The 17,911-nt window shown below is 63.1% G+C and carries 12 protein-coding genes; 8 read left to right on the top strand and 4 right to left on the bottom strand.

Annotated elements, in window-relative coordinates; translation table 11 throughout:
- Positions 1-255: 255 nt before the first annotated feature.
- The 3 genes from ASD12_RS22000 to ASD12_RS21990 all read left to right on the top strand — a co-directional run bounded on the left by ASD12_RS22000 (position 256) and on the right by ASD12_RS21990 (position 3,027).
- Positions 256-1,467 carry an FAD-binding oxidoreductase gene (locus ASD12_RS22000; RefSeq protein ID WP_056590978.1) on the top strand — a complete coding sequence of 404 codons (1,212 nt, stop codon included), beginning with the start codon at positions 256-258 and terminating at the stop codon, positions 1,465-1,467.
- Positions 1,468-1,588: 121 nt separating this feature from the next.
- The gene (locus ASD12_RS21995) at positions 1,589-2,539 is read left to right on the top strand and encodes an SPFH domain-containing protein (RefSeq protein ID WP_056590976.1); all 951 of its coding nucleotides are present in this window, start codon (positions 1,589-1,591) and stop codon (positions 2,537-2,539) included.
- A 23-nt stretch (positions 2,540-2,562) separates the two neighbouring features.
- Positions 2,563-3,027: an NfeD family protein gene (locus ASD12_RS21990; RefSeq protein WP_056590974.1), complete on the top strand. Its 465-nt coding sequence runs from the start codon at positions 2,563-2,565 to the stop codon at positions 3,025-3,027.
- A gap of 63 nt (positions 3,028-3,090) precedes the next feature.
- Here the strand turns inward: ASD12_RS21990 and ASD12_RS21985 are convergent, their stop codons facing one another.
- Entirely contained in the window at positions 3,091-4,092 is a 1,002-nt protein-coding gene (locus tag ASD12_RS21985) for a KpsF/GutQ family sugar-phosphate isomerase (RefSeq protein ID WP_056590972.1), read from the bottom strand.
- A gap of 250 nt (positions 4,093-4,342) precedes the next feature.
- Here ASD12_RS21985 and ASD12_RS21980 point away from each other — a divergent pair, with 250 nt between their 5' ends.
- On the top strand, positions 4,343-6,133 hold the full coding sequence (locus ASD12_RS21980; protein WP_056590969.1) for an outer membrane beta-barrel protein: 1,791 nt from the start codon (positions 4,343-4,345) through the stop codon (positions 6,131-6,133).
- Between the two features lie 70 nt (positions 6,134-6,203).
- Here ASD12_RS21980 and galU read toward each other — a convergent pair whose 3' ends face one another.
- Entirely contained in the window at positions 6,204-7,109 is a 906-nt protein-coding gene (galU, locus tag ASD12_RS21975; RefSeq protein WP_056590966.1) for a UTP--glucose-1-phosphate uridylyltransferase GalU, read from the bottom strand.
- Positions 7,110-7,317: 208 nt separating this feature from the next.
- Here galU and ASD12_RS21970 point away from each other — a divergent pair, with 208 nt between their 5' ends.
- Complete coding sequence (locus ASD12_RS21970; RefSeq protein ID WP_056590983.1) at positions 7,318-8,538, top strand: lytic murein transglycosylase; 1,221 nt, start codon at positions 7,318-7,320, stop codon at positions 8,536-8,538.
- Positions 8,539-8,614: 76 nt separating this feature from the next.
- Positions 8,615-9,829 (top strand): DUF459 domain-containing protein, encoded by a 1,215-nt coding sequence (locus ASD12_RS21965; RefSeq protein WP_056590963.1) that lies wholly within the window; start codon positions 8,615-8,617, stop codon positions 9,827-9,829.
- 65 nt (positions 9,830-9,894) lie between these two features.
- Here the strand turns inward: ASD12_RS21965 and ASD12_RS21960 are convergent, their stop codons facing one another.
- Positions 9,895-11,349 carry a glutamate synthase subunit beta gene (locus tag ASD12_RS21960; protein ID WP_056590960.1) on the bottom strand — a complete coding sequence of 485 codons (1,455 nt, stop codon included), beginning with the start codon at positions 11,347-11,349 and terminating at the stop codon, positions 9,895-9,897.
- 141 nt (positions 11,350-11,490) lie between these two features.
- On the bottom strand, positions 11,491-16,227 hold the full coding sequence (gene gltB / locus ASD12_RS21955) for a glutamate synthase large subunit (RefSeq protein ID WP_056590980.1): 4,737 nt from the start codon (positions 16,225-16,227) through the stop codon (positions 11,491-11,493).
- Between gltB and ASD12_RS34655 the strand changes: the two genes are divergently transcribed.
- Positions 16,217-16,453: a hypothetical protein gene (locus tag ASD12_RS34655; protein WP_162252274.1), complete on the top strand. Its 237-nt coding sequence runs from the start codon at positions 16,217-16,219 to the stop codon at positions 16,451-16,453. The genes gltB and ASD12_RS34655 overlap by 11 nt on opposite strands.
- Before the next feature lie 260 nt (positions 16,454-16,713).
- Positions 16,714-17,766 (top strand): low specificity L-threonine aldolase, encoded by a 1,053-nt coding sequence (locus tag ASD12_RS21950; RefSeq protein ID WP_056590949.1) that lies wholly within the window; start codon positions 16,714-16,716, stop codon positions 17,764-17,766.
- Positions 17,767-17,911: the final 145 nt, after the last annotated feature.

Raw genomic sequence — 17,911 nt, 5'->3', positions numbered from 1 at the left:
GCCGACCGCGAAGAGAAGCGAGTGACCCGCGGGGCGACACGGTCCGAAAAAAACGCAACAGGAGCTTGACCTCAACAACCCCAATCAGAGAAGCCTGGTAGAGCAATTACAGGAAAAGTGTGAAACGGTTTTCCGTCCGGGATTGCGTCAAACAAAGAGTTGGAGCGGCTCGCCGTTTCCGTGAAGCGGTGAGCCGCTCTGACACCGGAACAACACAAGCTCCGGGGCGTTAAAGCGCGCCCTCCGGAGAATTCGATGCCCCGCAAACTCGATCTCAGAACTGGCCCGCCCGTCTGGTCTGCCTATCGGGCGCCTACGGTGCCGACGGACAGTCTGACCCGTGACGCCAAGGCCGACGTGCTGATCGTCGGCATGGGGATCAGCGGCGCCATGATGGCCGAGGCGCTGACGGCGAACGGCCATTCGGTGGTCTGTATCGACCGGCGCGGCCCGCTGAAAGGCTCGACGTCGGCGACCACCGCGCTGGTGCAATTCGAAATCGACCAGCCGCTTTACACACTGTCGAAGATGATCGGCAAAGCCACGGCGGAACAGGCCTGGCGGCGCTCTCGGCTCGCCGTTTCCAACCTCGCTGCCCGCATTGCCGAACTCGGCATCAATTGTGGCCCGAGCCGCACCCCGTCGCTCTATCTGGCCGGCACGATGCTCGGCCCGTCGGACCTTCACGACGAGGCCGAGGCACGGCGGCGGGCCGGCATCGGCGCGACCTATCTCACATCGGCACCGCTGGCGGAAAAATTCGGCGTCGACCGCGATGGCGCCATCCTCAGCCATGGCAACATCGCACTCGACCCACGCAAGCTGACCGCCGGGTTGCTGCTGAAGGCCCTGGAGCGCAAGGCACGTTTCTGCGCCCCCGTCGAAGCCACAGTGATCGAGGACAGTGCCGACGAGGTGGTCGTGGCAACCAAGGATGGCCCGACCATAACCGCGCGACATGTCGTTTTGGCCACCGGCTACGAATTGGTCGACATCGTGCCGGCCACGGCCCACCGGATCATCTCGACATGGGCGATCGCGACACGCCCGCAATCGCGAAAGATCTGGCCACAGGCGGCATTCATCTGGGAGGCGTCGGACCCCTACCTCTATATGCGCGCTACAGCCGACGGCCGGGTCGTCTGCGGCGGCGAGGACGAGGACTTTGTCGATGAAACCCGGCGCGACGCGCTGATCGGCGAAAAGAGCGCACGCATCGCCGAGAAGCTCGGCCTGATATTTCCGCATCTCGACACCAGGCCCGCATTCGCCTGGACCGGTTCGTTCGGCACCACGACCACCGGCCTGCCCTATATCGGCGCCATCCCTCGCCATCCGCGCATCCATGCAGTGATGGGTTACGGCGGCAACGGCATCACCTTCTCGCAGATCGCGTCCGAGATTGTCTCGGCCTCGATCGACGGGCTGGACGACACGGATGCAAGGCTGTTTGCCTTCAACCGTTGAGTGCAAACCCACAAACAATCCATCATCACCTGATTGTAACGCATCTGAAACACACTTAAGTCTTTGGTGAAGTCGGCCGCGCGAGAATGGCTTGTGCGGCCTGCGTCTGAGGGAGGGCCAAATGGATTTCAGTGGTTTCGATATTGCGGTTGGTGCACTTGCCCTTCTGGTATTGGTGCTTCTGATCAAAGGCATCAGGACAATCCCGCAAGGCTACAATTATACGGTGGAACGCTTTGGCCGTTACACCAAGACACTGAGCCCAGGCCTCAATTTCATTTTCCCGTTCGTCGACCGCGTCGGCGCCAAGATGAACATGATGGAGCAGGTGCTCGACGTTCCGAGCCAGGAAATCATCACCCGCGACAATGCAATCGTCGGTGTCGACGGCATCGCCTTTTTCCAGATCCTCAATGCGGCACAGGCCGCCTACCAGGTTTCCGGCCTGCAGAACGCCATCCTCAACCTGACGATGACCAACATCCGTACCGTCATGGGTTCGATGGACCTCGATGAGCTGTTGTCGAACCGCGACGCCATCAACGAGCGCCTGCTGCGCGTCGTCGATGAGGCGGCGCATCCGTGGGGCATCAAGATCACCCGTGTCGAGATCAAGGACATCAACCCGCCGGCCAACCTCATCGAATCGATGGGCCGGCAGATGACGGCGGAACGCAACAAGCGCGCGCAGATCCTCGCCGCCGAGGGCCTCAAGCAGTCGCAGATCCTGGAGGCCGAAGGCCGCAAGGAAGCCGCCTTCCGCGATGCGGAGGCACGTGAACGCTCGGCCGAGGCGGAAGCCCGCGCCACCCAGGTGGTGTCGGATGCAATCTCCAAGGGCGACGTGCAGGCGCTGAACTACTTCGTCGCCCAGAAATACACCGAGGCGTTGGGCAAGATCGGCACGGCCACCAACAGCAAGATCGTGCTGATGCCCTTCGAGGCGTCGTCGCTGATTGGTTCGCTCGGCGGCATTGGCGAGATCGCCAAGGAAGTCTTCCGCAGCGAAGGCACGACCGGCGCGCAAAGGCAGGCCGCGCGCCCGCCTGTCGTTCGCCCGACCGACAACTGATGTCTCCAACATAGGAGAACGCCATGATCGATCGTGTCATTTCCGAACTCGGCCCGTGGAACTGGATGGTTCTCGGCTTCGTCCTGCTGGTGATGGAAATCATCGCGCCGGGTATCTTCATGCTGTGGATCGGCATCGCCGCCCTGATCATCGGCGCGGTGTCGCTGCTGATCTGGGACGCCGGCCTTTGGACCTGGCAGGTCCAGGTCCTCGCCTTCCTGGCCCTGTCGCTGGTCTCGGCCTATGTCGGCAAGAAGCTGGTCGGCAGCCGCACTGACCCGACCGACCAACCGCTGCTCAACCGGCGCGGCGCGCAGATGGTCGGTCGCATGGCGACACTTGCCGAACCGATCCGGGATGGCCATGGCCGCATCAAGCTGGGCGACACGCTGTGGCGTGTCTCCGGCCCCGACCTGCCGGCCGGCACGCAAGTGCGCGTGACGGGTGCGGCCGACACGGATCTGGAGCTGACCGTCGAGGCGGTCTGAACGAGTGCCGTTGAGGGGTGTTGAGATTCGGGTCAGGCCGCATCACCTGAATATCAGCACACCTTAGGCGGCGCCGATGCGCAAGAGATCATGCAGGTGGATAAGGCCGACCGGCCTCTTGCCTTCCACCACCATCAGGCTGGTGATGGCCGAATTGTTGATCGTCTGCAGTGCCGTCGCCACCAGCGTGTCCGGCGTCGCCGTCTTCGGCCCTCTTGTCATGACCTGATCCACCGTCATCGCCAGCAGATTGCTGCCGATGTGACGGCGGATGTCACCATCGGTGATGATGCCGACCAGCGCACCGTCGGCGTCGGTGATCGCCACGCAGCCAAATCCCTTGCGCGACAGTTCTAGGATCGCGTCCTGCATGCTGGTGCCCGTGACCACCAGCGGCAGCCTGTCGCCGACATGCATGATCTCGCGGATCTGCGTCAGGTTGGCGCCGAGCTGGCCGCCCGGGTGAAAGGTGCGAAAATGATCTGGCGTGAAACCGCGTGCTTCGAGCAGGGCAATCGCCAGCGCATCACCTATCACCAGTTGCAGCAGCGTCGATGTCGTCGGCGCCAGGCCGTGTGGGCAGGCCTCCGGCGTGCGCGGCAGCAGCAGCACGACGTCGGCGGCCCGCGCAAGTGCTGATGTCTCTCCGGCGGTTATGGCGATCAACGGAATGGAGAAGCGCCTGGAATAGCCGACGATGCCCATCAGCTCCTTGCTCTCGCCCGACCACGACATGGCGATGATGGCGTCGTCCCTGGCGATCATGCCGAGATCGCCGTGATTGGCTTCCGCGGGATGGACAAAGAAAGCCGGCGTGCCGGTCGAGGCCAGCGTCGCCGCGATCTTCGATCCGATATGGCCGCTTTTGCCGACACCGGTGACGATGAGCCGGCCTTCAATCCTCGAGATCATGTCGACGGCCTGGGCGAAAGGCGCGGCCAGTCCGTTCTCGAGGGCCTCGGCAAGGGCTGCAACCCCCGCCTGTTCGGTTGCCACCGTCCTCAGCGCCGAAGCGATTGAGGCTTGCCTGTCCAAAGGCTTCTTATCCAGGGATCCCGCATGCATGGCTGATGCGATTAGCGCTTTGCCGGCGCGCTGTCCAACAGAAATGGCCCCTTGCATGTCGCCCGAACCTGTGCGGTGGTTTGAGACAACGGCAGGCGTGAAGACAAAAGGCTTAACCCGCGCGGTTTGAATCCCTTTGGAAATCGGCGCTTCAGGCGGCCAACGGGCCGCCGCCTCAACCCTCCGTTAACCATCCCCATTTACGGTTCGGTAAGTATGGCGCGCGTGCGCCGCGCAAGCAGTGGTGGCGATGTCCGGGGTCCAGCCAGAAAATTCGAGAGGGCGAAAGGGCAAGGCGGTCTGCGCCTTGCTGCTGGCGACCAGCATGTTTGCCTTGCTGCACCCAACGGCGCTCCATGCGCAGGAAACGGAACTGCGCGGCGAAGTCTCCGAATCGGCGATCCTGTCCGACCAGCAGCGCAAGGCGAGACAACTCGCTTTGGCAGCGCAGGGTCAGGCGCCGACCAATGCGGCACAAGACAATGCGCCGGCCCGTACCTATCTGCCGGCCAGCGCCGGCGCCGTGCCTGACGACACGGACACCGGCGACGCAACCGCCACCGGCAGCGTTTTTGACCCGCCGGCAGCTGCCGACGACACCTCCACCGACACTCCGGCACCGCCCAAGCCTCGCCGCCGCTCATCGGCCGCCGGGCAAAACGCGGCTGACCAGGCCAAGGACAAGGCTGCGGACAAGTCGAAAAAGAAGAAGAAGTCGACGGCGGCAACCACCGACATCACCGCTTCCACGACCGCCTCCACGACGGACGCCACCGATGGTGCAGACACCGACGAGGAGACGGCCAACCGCCGCGCCCTCACCATCGACAGCGCCGACAAACAAGAGCTCGACCCAGGCGCAGAGCGCACGGACGCCATCGAAGGCCAGAAAAAGGAGCCGGAGGATGATCCGTTCGCCGCCACCGGCGTCAAATGGGGCTCCTTCGTTATCCGCCCGACGATCGAACAGGGCCTGACCGCCACGTCGAACGGCGATTCGAGCAATGCCGGCAAATCGGCGCTGCTGTCCGAGACCGCGCTGCGTTTTTCCGCCGCCTCCGACTGGCGCGAGAACTCCGCCACGATCGACGGCTATGGCCTGTTCCGCGAGAGCGTGTCGGGCTACCCGGTTCACGACGAACAAGGCCGCATCGAAAGCCAGCTCAATGTCGACCTCGACAATGAACTGCGCGCCATCGCCAAGCTCGGCTACGAGGCGGTGCCGGAATCGGCGTCGTCGCCGGACGCCATCGCCGGCGTCAGCAAGCAGCCGCTGCGGCAGACCGTCGACGGCAGCCTGGCCGTCGAAAAACATGTCGGCAAGATGCAGTACACGTTGACCGGCGCGGTCTCGCACGACTTCTACGGCGACGCCAAGCTTTCCAACGGCACCTCGCTGTCGCAGAAGGATCAGGACTCCACGCTCTACACCGCGACCTTGCGCACCGGCTACGAGATCTCCCCCGCCATCACCCCCTTCACCGAAATCGAGGTCGGCCGTCGGACCTATGACCAACGCATCGACAATGAAGGCTTCGAGCGCTCGTCGACGCGGCTTGGCACCCGCGCCGGCCTTGCGCTCGACATGGGTGAGAAGCTGGCGGGCGAGTTTTCCGCCGGCTGGCTCAGGGAAGCGATCGACGACAAGAACCTGGACGCGATTTCAGGTGCGACCGTCAACGCCGACCTCAAATGGTCACCAGAGCGCGGCACCACGATCGGCTTGACCGGCCGGACCACCGTCGAGCCCACGACCACCGCTGACGAAAGCGGCGACATCCTCTATTCCGGCCGCCTGACCGGCGAGCGGCAGATTCGCGCCAATCTCACCGCAAACGCGGCTCTGGGCCTCGATTGGCGCGACTATATCGGCATCGACGGCCATGACAGGGTCTTGAGCGCCGAGGCCGGACTGACCTGGTGGTTGAACCGCTATGCAGGCCTCACCACAAGGCTGAGGACCGAGAAGCTGACCAGCAACTTGCCGGGCCGCGACTACACCGCCAACAGCATCTTCCTGGGCGTGAAAGTCCAGCGCTGAAAGCTTCCGTGCCAACTCGCATTGAGATCAGACCGACCCTTCCGCGGGCCGGCTGAATATCGACATCGACTTAGAACGCGGCGCCGCGGCGCTCGGACGGCTTCATCTCATCGAGAAGCTTGCGGATGATTCCGGCCATGTTCTCGTTCATGTCGCTGCGCCACAGCGCGAAGGCGACATTGGCCTCGACAAAGCCCTCCGGCGATCCGCAGTCGAAGGTGCGGCCCTGATAGTGATAGCCATAGAAGGGCTGCTGCTTTTCCAGCTTCAGCATCGCATCGGTGAGCTGGATCTCGTTGCCGGCGCCCTTCTCCTGGCCTTCCAGGATCTTGAAAATCTCGGGCTGCAGAATGTAGCGGCCGTTGATGTAGAGGTTGGACGGCGCAGTGCCAGCCTTCGGCTTTTCCACCATCTCGGTGATGCGGAAGCCGTGATGCGTGTCCTCGCCGCGGCCGACGATGCCGTATTTGTGGGCGTCGGCGGGATCGCATTCCTGCACGGCGATGATGTTGTTGCCGGTTTCCTCGTAGAGCTCGACCATTGCCTTCATGCAGCTCTTCTCCGACTGCATGATCATGTCGGGCAACAAAAGCGCGAAGGGCTCGTCGCCGACCAGCTCGCGGGCGCACCAGACGGCATGGCCAAGCCCCATCGGCACCTGTTGACGTGTGAAGCTGGTCTGCCCCGGCGCCGGCTGCAACCGTTGCAGGCGGGCGAGCTGGTCGTCCTTGCCGCGCTGGGCCAGCGTGTCATAGAGTTCGAACTGGATGTCGAAATGGTCCTCGATGACGGCCTTGTTGCGGCCGGTGACGAAGATGAAATGCTCGATGCCGGCCTCGCGCGCTTCATCCACCACGTACTGGATGACTGGCCGGTCGACGACGGTCAGCATTTCCTTGGGGACGGCCTTGGTGGCCGGGAGAAACCGTGTGCCGAGGCCGGCGACGGGGAAGACTGCCTTGCGAACTCTCTTCATGCTGTCAATTATCCGTTTGATGGCCAGCTCCGCAATCCCCGTTCAAGACATTTTCACGCCGGAATTGAGGACTAGTGGGCGACTGAGGGGAACGTTCACCGGTAAAGCTTCGAGGCGTCTTTTCGTTCCCGGTGGCACCTATGGTAAACTAATTCCTAACCTGGTTCGGCGATGAATGGTCTTTCCTGAGACAGAGAAGGAGGAAAAGATGTCCGTTCGCAATGCCGCAAAGATTTTTACCAGCGTCATGGCGGCAGCCAGCCTCTCGCTCGCTCTGCTGATGCCTGGTCCCGCTTTCGCCGATGCCGGTTTCCGGCAATGGGTCGCCGGCTTCCGGGCCACCGCCGTGCAGAGCGGCGTTTCCGGAGCCCTCTACGACCAGGCCTTCAGGGATATCAGGGATATCGACCCGGTGGTGCTGGAAAAGGCGCGCACGCAGCCTGAATTCACGGCTCCTGCCTGGGACTATTTCGACAACCGCGTCCATGATCAGTCGGTCTCCGTCGGCCAGCAGATGGCCAGGAAATGGAAGCCGTGGCTGGACCGGATCGAGGCCAGATTCGGCGTCGACCGCTACATCCTGCTGGCCATCTGGTCGATGGAATCGAACTATGGCGAGATTCTCAAGCGCGACGACATCATGCGCAATGTCGTGCGTTCGCTGGCGACCTTGGCCTATGCCGATCCGAAGCGGGCGAAATTCGCCCGCACCCAGCTGATCGCCGCGCTGAAGATCCTGCAGACCGGCGATATCGACGAAAGCCATCTGAGCGGATCCTGGGCCGGCGCCATGGGCCACACCCAGTTCATCCCGACCAGCTATCTGCACTATGCAGTTGACATGGATGGCAACGGCAAGCGCGACATCTGGAATTCGATCCCCGATGCGCTGGCGACTTCCGCCAACCTGTTGAAGAAGAATGGCTGGCAGGCTGGCAAGACCTGGGGCTATGAGGTCGCCTTGCCTGCCGGCAAACTTCCCGGCGGTGCCAAGACGCTGTCGCAATGGCAGGCGCTCGGCGTGGTCAGGGCCAACGGCAAGCCGTTCAAGAACGGTTCCGACAAGGCGACGCTGAAGGTGCCGGACGGCCGCAGCGGGCCGGCATTCCTGATGATCAAGAATTTCACGGTCATCAAAGCCTACAACAACGCCGATAAATACGCGCTTGCCGTCGGTCTTCTTGCCGACGAAATCGCGGGCTCCAGCGGTCTCGTGCAGGACTGGAAGCGGCCTTTCACCAAGCTCACTTTCGAGGAAAGGCAGGAGCTGCAGAAGCGGCTTTCCCAGCATGGCCTTTACGACGGCAAGTTCGACGGCAAGATCGGCGACGGCTCGAAGACCGCCATTATGGCCTTCCAGGCCAAGGCCGGCTTGACCCAGGATGGCTATCCGAGCATGGAAGTGCTGAAGTGGCTGCGGCAGAAATAGAGCCGCCTGCGGTGTCGCGCGGCCTTCCGGGCGCGCAAAGGACACCGTAGCAATCTGCCAGGGATGGAGGAAACGATTGGCTTCGGCTGTGCGCATCGCAGGGCTTGTTCGTCGCATGCCGGTGCTCATTCTGGCCGTCATCGTGCTTGCCGTCGGCGTGGCTGGCGCCTTTCACGCGCCGGCCATGGCGCAGGAGCAGCAAAACCGCGGCTGGTCGTTGCGCGACCTTCTCTTCCCACGTCGCAGCGAGCGGATCGAACCGCCGCAGGATATCCAGAAGGCAAGGCCCAGGCCCAAGGCGAAGAAACCCCGCGCCCCGCGCCCCCCCGCGGAACCGGAAACCCCGATTGTCGACAAAGCGCCGGACGCCCGCGCCGTCCTGGTGGTTGGTGACTTCATGGCGGCCGGCCTCGCCGAAGGCCTCGACACCGCGTTCGCCGAGAATGCCGGCGTCAGGATCGTCGTTCGCAGCAATGGCTCGTCTGGTTTTGTACGCGACGACTTTTACAACTGGCCTGAACAGATCAAGGCGCTGATCGAGACCGAAAAACCCGCCGCCATAATCGTCATGCTGGGCTCCAACGACCGTCAGCAGATGAAGGTGGGCGAGGTGCGCGAGCAGCCCCGGTCCGAAAACTGGACCAAGGAATATGAGCGTCGCACCGACGCGCTCGGCAAGGCCATCGCCACAGCCAAGGTGCCCTTCCTGTGGGTCGGCATGCCGGCCTTCCGGGTGCCGAAGATGACCTCCGACATGCTGGCCTTCAACGACATCTATCACCAAGCTGCCGAGAGCAACGGCGGTGAATTCGTCGACGTCTGGGACGGCTTCGTCGACGAGAACGGCGCCTTCGTCACCAGCGGCCCAGACATCAACGGTCAGCCGGTGCGACTGCGCGCCGATGACGGCATCAACGTGTCGAAGGCAGGAAAGCGCAAGCTCGCCTTCTATACCGAAAAACCGTTGCTGAAGATCCTCGGCCTGACCGCGCCGGGAAGCGTGGTCCCAGCTTCCGCTCCGGCGGGCGCTCCTGTCGAGGCGCCGGCGCCGGCCGCGGCCCCCATCGTCATCGACCGTACCGCACCGATGCTGCTCAGCGACCCGGCGCTCGATGGCGGCTCCGAACTGCTTGGCGCGGCACCGCCGGTGAAGGCCAATGCGGACTTACCTGGTGAAAAGCTTGTGGTCGAAGGCAAGGCACCGATTGCATCGCCCGGCCGCGCGGACGATTTCTCCTGGCCGCCGAAGGCTGCAGCCGCCACCGACACCACGACCGCGATCAATCGTTAGTATCCCAGAGCGCTCTGAGGCAAAAACGCCTTCAGATGGCCGCGGGAGCAGAGTTCCAAACGGACTCAGCGGGGCAGAACGCTCGACCCCATCAACGCCTCGTCGATAGAGCGCGCCGCCTGACGGCCCTCGCGGATCGCCCAAACGACCAGCGACTGGCCACGACGCACGTCACCGGCCGCATAGAGCCTGTCGACGCTGGTCCTGTAGTCGCGGTCATTGGCCTCGACATTCCTGGAGCGGCGGCTGTCGGTGACGATCTTCATCTGCCCGTCCAATTCCCCAGCCACCCCGGCCGTAGCCGGCCCGGCAAAGCCGATGGCGATGAAGGCGAGATCGGCACGAATGACAAATTCGGTGCCGGCGATCGGCTTGCGCTTGTCGTCGACCTCGCAGCATTTGACGCCGGTCAGCTGGCCTTCCTCGCCGATGAATTCGAGTGTCGCCACCTGGAATTCGCGCTCCGCCCCTTCGGCCTGCGAGGACGAAGTGCGCATCTTGGTCGCCCAGTAAGGCCAGACCGAAAGCTTGTCTTCCTTCTCCGGCGGCTGCGGGCGAATGTCGAGCTGGGTAACGCGCACCGCGCCCTGGCGGAAGGCGGTGCCGACACAGTCGGACGCGGTATCGCCGCCGCCGACGACGACGACATGCTGGCCGCCGGCAATGATCGGATGCGACGGCCATGCCACGGACTGGATCGGTTCGCCGCCGACACGCCTGTTCTGCTGCACCAGATAGGGCATCGCGTCATGCACGCCGCCGAGATCGTCGCCGGGAATGCCGGCCGCGCGCGGCGTTTCGGACCCGCCGCAATAGAGCACGGCATCGTGTTCGGCGAGCAGCTCGGCAACAGGCTTGTCAACGCCGACATTGACGCCGCAATGAAAGGTCACGCCCTCGCCCTGCATCTGCTCGATGCGCCGGTCGATATAGTGCTTCTCGATCTTGAAGTCGGGAATGCCGTAACGCATCAGCCCGCCGGGCCGGCTCTCGCGCTCGTAGACATGGACGTCGTGGCCGGCGCGGCCAAGCTGCTGGGCAGCCGCCATGCCGGCCGGGCCGGAGCCGATGATGGCGACCCGCTTGCCGGTCTTCTTCTCCGGCGGATAAGGCCTGATATGGCCGGTTTCATAAGCCTTGTCGGCAATCGCCTGCTCGACCGTCTTGATGGCGACGGGAATGTCCTCGAGATTCAGCGTGCAGGCTTCCTCGCAGGGCGCGGGGCAGATGCGGCCGGTGAACTCCGGGAAATTGTTGGTCGAATGCAGGTTGCGGATCGCGTTGTCCCAGTCGCCATTGTAGACGAGGTCATTCCAGTCGGGGATCTGATTGTGGATCGGGCAGCCCGTCGGTCCGTGACAGAACGGAATGCCGCAATCCATGCAGCGCGCTGCTTGTTTCTCGACCTCCTTGTCCGACATCGGCAGCGTGAATTCACGGAAATGCCGGATGCGGTCGGAGGCCGGCTGATACTTGTGCACCTGCCGGTCGATTTCGAGAAAGCCTGTTACCTTGCCCATAGTCCAGTTCCTGCTGTCCAGATGGTGCGGTTTTCGCCGCACCCGTTAGCCTCTTGAGGCAGCCATGGCAACCTTGCGCCCGAGGTCAAACTGTCGATGAAGATGGGCCGGGAAGCCTGGGCTCCCCGGCAATTGCAAAGCCTATTCAGCCGCGACGCCCATGCGCATGCGTTCCATCTCGATCAGGGCGCGGCGGTATTCGACCGGCATGATCTTGCGGAACTTCGGTCGGAACGTCGTCCAGTCGTCGAGAATCTCGCGACCACGTACCGATCCGGTGTAGTGCACATGGTTGGAGATCAGCTGGTAGAGCCGCTCCTCGTCATGGCTGGTCATGTCGCCGGAGACGTCGACGCGACCCTTGTGATCGAGGTCGCCGCCATGGTGCAGCAGCCTTTCCATCAGATCGTCTTCTTCGGGAACCGGTTCCAGCTCGACCATCGCCATATTGCAGCGCTCGGCGAAATCGCCCGCCTCGTCGAGCACATAGGCGACGCCGCCCGACATGCCGGCGGCGAAGTTGCGGCCGGTCTGGCCAATGACGACGACAATGCCGCCGGTCATATACTCGCAGCCATGGTCGCCGACGCCTTCGACAACGGCGGCCACGCCCGAGTTGCGCACGGCGAAACGCTCGCCGGCGACACCGGCGAAATAGGCTTCGCCCTCGGTCGCGCCATAGAGCACCGTGTTGCCGACGATGATGGAGTCGGCCGCGACAATCTTGGCCTCTTCCGGCGGCCGGATGACGATGCGGCCGCCGGAAAGGCCCTTGCCGACATAGTCGTTGCCGGCGCCGACAAGCTCGAACGAGATGCCGCGCGCCAGGAAGGCGCCGAAGGACTGGCCGGCGGTGCCGGTTAGCTTCACCGAGATCGTGTCCTCGCGCAGGCCCTTGTGCTTGAAGCGCTTGGCCACTTCGCCCGAAAGCATGGCGCCAGTGGAGCGGTCGACATTGCGGATGTCGACCTCGATCTTGACCGGTTGCTTGCTTTCGAGCGCCGGCTTGGCCAGTTCGATCAGTTTGCGGTCGAGCACGTCGTCGATCGGATGTTTCTGCCGCTCGGTCCAGTGCATCGCCTCATGCGGCGCATCCGGCTTGAAGAACATCTTCGAGAAATCGAGCCCGCGGGCCTTCCAGTGTACGATCAGGTCGCGCTTTTCCAGAAGATCGGTGTCGCCGATGATCTGGTCGATATGGGTGTAGCCCATTTCGGCAAGCAGACCGCGAACCTCTTCCGCCACGTAGAAGAAGAAGTTGATGACGTGCTCGGGCGTGCCCTTGAAGCGCTTGCGCAGCACCGGATCCTGCGTCGCGACGCCGACCGGGCAGGTGTTGAGATGGCACTTGCGCATCATGATGCAGCCAGCCGCGATCAGCGGCGCGGTCGAGAAGCCGAATTCGTCGGCGCCAAGCAGCGCGCCGATGATGACGTCGCGGCCGGTGCGCAAGCCGCCATCGACCTGCAGCGCAACGCGCGATCGCAAGCCGTTCAGCACCAAGGTCTGGTGCGTCTCGGCAAGGCCCATTTCCCACGGGCTGCCGGCATGCTTGAGCGAGGTCAGCGGCGAGGCGCCGGTGCCGCCATCATAGCCTGAGATGGTGATGTGGTCGGCGCGTGCCTTGGCCACGCCCGCCGCAACCGTGCCGACGCCGACTTCCGACACCAGCTTGACCGACACGTCGGCCGCCGGATTGACGTTCTTGAGGTCGTAGATCAGCTGCGCCAGATCCTCGATCGAATAGATGTCGTGATGCGGCGGCGGCGAAATCAAGCCGACGCCCGGCGTCGAATGCCGGACCTTGGCGATGGTGGCGTCGACCTTGTGGCCGGGCAGCTGGCCGCCCTCGCCGGGCTTGGCACCCTGCGCCACCTTGATCTGCATCATGTCGGAATTGACGAGGTATTCGGCAGTGACGCCAAACCGCCCCGAGGCGATCTGCTTGATCGCCGAGCGTTCGGGGTTCTTGCCGCCGCCGGGCAGCGGCAGATAGCGGTCGGCCTCTTCGCCGCCCTCGCCGGTGTTCGACTTGCCGCCAATCTGGTTCATCGCGCGTGCCAGCGTGGTGTGCGCTTCGCGCGAGATCGAGCCGAACGACATCGCCCCGGTCGAGAACCGCTTGACGATGTCGGCCGCCGGCATGACGTCGTCGAGCGCGACCTTCTCGCGGCCGGTCTCCTCGGCCAGCTTGAGCCTGAACAGGCCGCGAATGGTCTGGGCGCGGGCCGTCTCGCTGTCGATCTGAGCGGAATAGTCCTTGAACGTTTCCCACGATCCCTGGCGCACGGCATGCTGCAAGGTGGCGACCGCATCAGGCGACCAGATATGCGCCTCGCCGCGCATGCGGAACATGTATTCGCCGCCGACCTCGAGGCTGTTGCGCAGCACGGGGTCGTTGCCGAAACCGTCATTGTGGCGGCTCAGCGTCTCGGTCGCGATCTCGTCCAGCCCGACGCCTTCGATCAGCGTGGCGGTGCCGGTGAAATATTGCTGCACGAAATCGGTCTTCAGGCCGATGGCGTCGAAAATCTGCGCACCGCAATAGGACTGGTAGGTCGAGATGCCCATCTTGGACATCACCTTGAGAATGCCCTTGCCGATCGACTTGATGTAGCGCGAGACGACTTCGTAGGCGTCCACCTCCTTCGGCAGTTCGCCACGCTTGTGCATGTCGAGCAGTGTATCGAAAGCGAGGTAAGGGTTGATCGCCTCGGCGCCATAGCCGGCAAGGCAGCAGAAATGATGCACTTCGCGCGGCTCGCCAGATTCGACGACGAGGCCGACCGAGGTGCGCAGCCCCTTGCGGATCAGGTGATGATGCACGGCGGCTGTCGCCAGGAGCGCCGGGATGGCGATGCGGTCCGGCCCGACCTGACGGTCGGACAGGATAATGATGTTGTAGCCGCCGGCGACCGCCGCCTCGGCCCGCTCGCACAGGCGGTCGATGGCGCCCTGCATGCCCGCGGCCCCTTCGGCGGAGCCATAGGTGATGTCGATCGTCTTGGTGTCGAAACGGTCCTCGGTGTGGCCGATGGAGCGGATCTTTTCGAGATCGCCATTGGTCAGGATCGGCTGGCGCACCTCGAGCCGCTTGCGGCGCGAATTGCCGACCAGGTCGAAGATGTTCGGCCGCGGCCCGATGAAGGACACCAGGCTCATCACCAGCTCCTCACGGATCGGATCGATCGGCGGGTTGGTGACCTGGGCGAAGTTCTGCTTGAAATAGGTGTAGAGCAGCTTCGACTTGTCCGACATCGCCGAGATCGGCGTGTCGGTGCCCATCGAGCCCACCGCTTCCTGGCCCGTCGTCGCCATCGGCGACATCAACAGCTTGGTATCTTCCTGAGTGTAGCCGAACGCCTGCTGGCGGTCGAGCAGGCCGACATCCTTGCGCAGCGCGCGCGGCTCGACCGGCTTCAAATCTTCGAGGATGAGCTGCGTGTTGGCGAGCCAGGTCTTGTAGGGATGCTTGGTCGCGATCTCGGACTTGAGCTCCTCGTCGGAAACGATGCGCCCCTTCTCCAGGTCGATCAGTAGCATGCGGCCGGGCTGCAGCCGCCACTTCTTGACGATCTTCTCCTCCGGCACCGGCAGCACGCCGGCTTCCGAGGCCATGATGACGCGGTCGTCATCGGTGACGATGTAGCGTGCCGGGCGCAGTCCGTTGCGGTCGAGCGTGGCGCCGATCTGGCGACCATCGGTGAAGACCACCGCCGCCGGCCCGTCCCACGGCTCCATAAGTGCTGCATGATATTCGTAGAAGGCCTTGCGATCGGCATCCATGAGCTTGTTGCCGGCCCAGGCTTCCGGGATCAGCATCATCATGGCGTGGCTGAGGCTATACCCGCCCTGGAACAGGAACTCGAGCGCATTGTCGAAGCAGGCGGTGTCGGACTGGCCGTCATAGGAAATCGGCCAAAGCTTCGAGATGTTGTTGCCGAACAGTTCGGAATCGACCGAAGCCTGCCGCGCCGCCATCCAGTTGTTGTTGCCGCGCACGGTGTTGATCTCGCCATTGTGCGCGACCATGCGATAGGGATGCGCCAGCTTCCACGAAGGGAAAGTGTTGGTCGAGAAGCGCTGGTGGACGAGGATCAGCGCCGTCTCGAAGCGAGGATCGATCAGGTCCTTGTAATAGGCACCGACCTGATAGGCCAGGAACATGCCCTTGTAGACGATGGTGCGCGCCGACAGCGACACGCAATAGGCGCCGATGTCCATGTTGTCGTTCTCGGCATAGATGCGGCCCGATATGACCTTGCGCAGCAGGTAGAGCCTGGCCTCGTATTCCTCGTCATCGGTAATGTCTGACGTGCGACCGATGAAGACCTGCCGATGGAACGGCTCGGACGCCACGATGTCAGCCGCCTTCGATAGCGACGAATTGTCGACGGGCACGTCACGGAAACCGATGAGCGGAAGCCCTTCCGACTGCGCCGATTCGGCAATGATGTCCTCGATATGGGCGCGGAGTGCCGCGTTCTGCGGCATGAACCAGTGTCCGACGCCGTACTGGCCCGCCGGCGGCAGGTCGATACCCTGGGCTGCCATCTCCTCGCGGAAGAAACGGTCGGGAAGCTGCACCAGCACGCCGGCGCCATCGCCGACCAGCGGATCGGCGCCGACGGCGCCGCGATGCGTCAGATTTTCAAGCACGGCCAGCCCGTCCTTGACGATCTGATGCGACTTCACGCCCTTCATGTTGACGATGAAGCCGACGCCGCAGGCGTCATGCTCGTTGCGCGAATCGTAGAGGCCTTGGGCGGAAAAGCCGTTGGCGGTTCGGCCAATATTGGATCGCAAGGTGTTTTTGACGGTTGCCGCTTTCGTCTGCGCGGCCTGGCCGTTCGTCGCAGAGTGCGTCATGTCCGTCATCTCCTGTCCTCCATTCCAGCCCTTCGGGCGCTGGTTTGCCTCGGCAAGCGCTTGGCTCACCCTGATCCTTGTGGCACGTCTTGCGAAATCCTTGCCGAACCAGGCGGCTTTCCGCATGGTTCGTATTCGTACAGGCCAGAGTCTGGCCGTCTACCTGTCGCTCGCGGCAACAGCCGGAGAGGCCCAAATGATACGCCAATCCAGCTTGTTTTGTGCGACAAAATAAGACAGCACTACTGTCCTAAATTTTTATGGCAGAAATCCCGGACGCACACAAGACCGATTCACAAAAAACTTGGGCCTTTCGCGACAGAAAATGTCGTGAGGTTGAGAAAAAACGTAAGCTTCAGTCGCCGGCCTCTTCCTTGCCGGCTGGTTGGCTTTACCGATTTTCCGGCGTCTGGCCCCTTGCGATCAGCACGCGAAACCGGTCAACTTCAGGCTGATTTTCCCAAAACCCCGATTTCCCAAGACATAGGCAGATGCATGTTCTTCGCTTCCGACAACTGGGCAGGCGCCCATCCCAATATCGTTGCCGGCCTGTCGGCCGCGGCCGGCGGCTTTTCCACCGCCTATGGCGACGGTGCGCTCGACCAAGCCGTCTATCAGCGATTCAGCGAGATTTTCGAACGCGAGGTCGCGGTTTTCTTCGTCGCCACCGGCACGGCCGCCAACTCGCTGGCGCTGACCACTTACAACAAGCCAGGCGGCATTTCCTTCGCCCACCGCGAATCGCATGTCATCGAGGATGAATGCGGCGCACCGGAATATTTTTCCGGTGGCTCGCGCCTGCATGCCATCGACGGCGCGCTGGGAAAGATCGACCCGCACAATCTGGAAAGCACCATCGGCCGTTTCGCGCCCGAAATCGTCCATTGGGGACGGCCGATGGCCGTTTCGATCACCCAGTCGACCGAGGTCGGCACCATCTACGGTTTGAATGAGATCGAGACGATCTCGGCGATCGCCAAGAAGCATTCGGTGCCCCTGCACATGGACGGCGCCCGCTTTGCCAACGCGCTGGTCGCGCTTGAGACGACACCGGCCGAAATGACCTGGAAACGCGGCGTCGACATCCTGTCGTTCGGCGGCACCAAGAATGGCTGCTGGTGCGCCGAGGCGATCGTGCTGTTCGATCTCGACCGAGCCAGGGAATTGGCCTTCCTGCGCAAGCGCGCCGCCCAACTGTTTTCGAAATCGCGCTTTGTCGCGGCCCAGTTCGAGGCCTATTTCAAGGGCGGATTGTGGCTGGACACCGCCCGCCACGCCAATGCCATGGCAGCGCGCCTCGCGGCAGCGATCGAGGATTCGGCCACGGCCAAACTGGCCTGGCTGCCGCAGGCGAACGAGGTGTTCGCGGTGATCAAGAAGGCCGAAGCCGAAAAGCTGCAGGCAGCCGGCGCCGCCTTCTACGACTGGCACAAGCCGCATGGTTTTGACGGCCATATCGGCGAGGACGAGTTGCTCTATCGCTTCGTCACCAGCTTTGCGACGACGGCCGAAGATGTCGACCGCTTTGGCCAGCTGATCGCTGGATAGGCAATATCCCCCGCAACAAAAAAGCGGCGCCTTCCGGCGCCGCTTCATGTGATTGAAGTGTCTTGGACAGTTTGTGTCAGGAGATTTTGGCAGGAGGCATTGAGCCTCATGCGCGGGCCGGTTTGGGCTTTGGCCACAGGCAAAG

It is taken from the genome of Mesorhizobium sp. Root102, assembly GCF_001425625.1.
Classification (GTDB): domain Bacteria; phylum Pseudomonadota; class Alphaproteobacteria; order Rhizobiales; family Rhizobiaceae; genus Mesorhizobium.
Note: the sequence above shows the minus strand (reverse complement) of the source record. Positions and strands in the feature narration are given on the sequence as shown.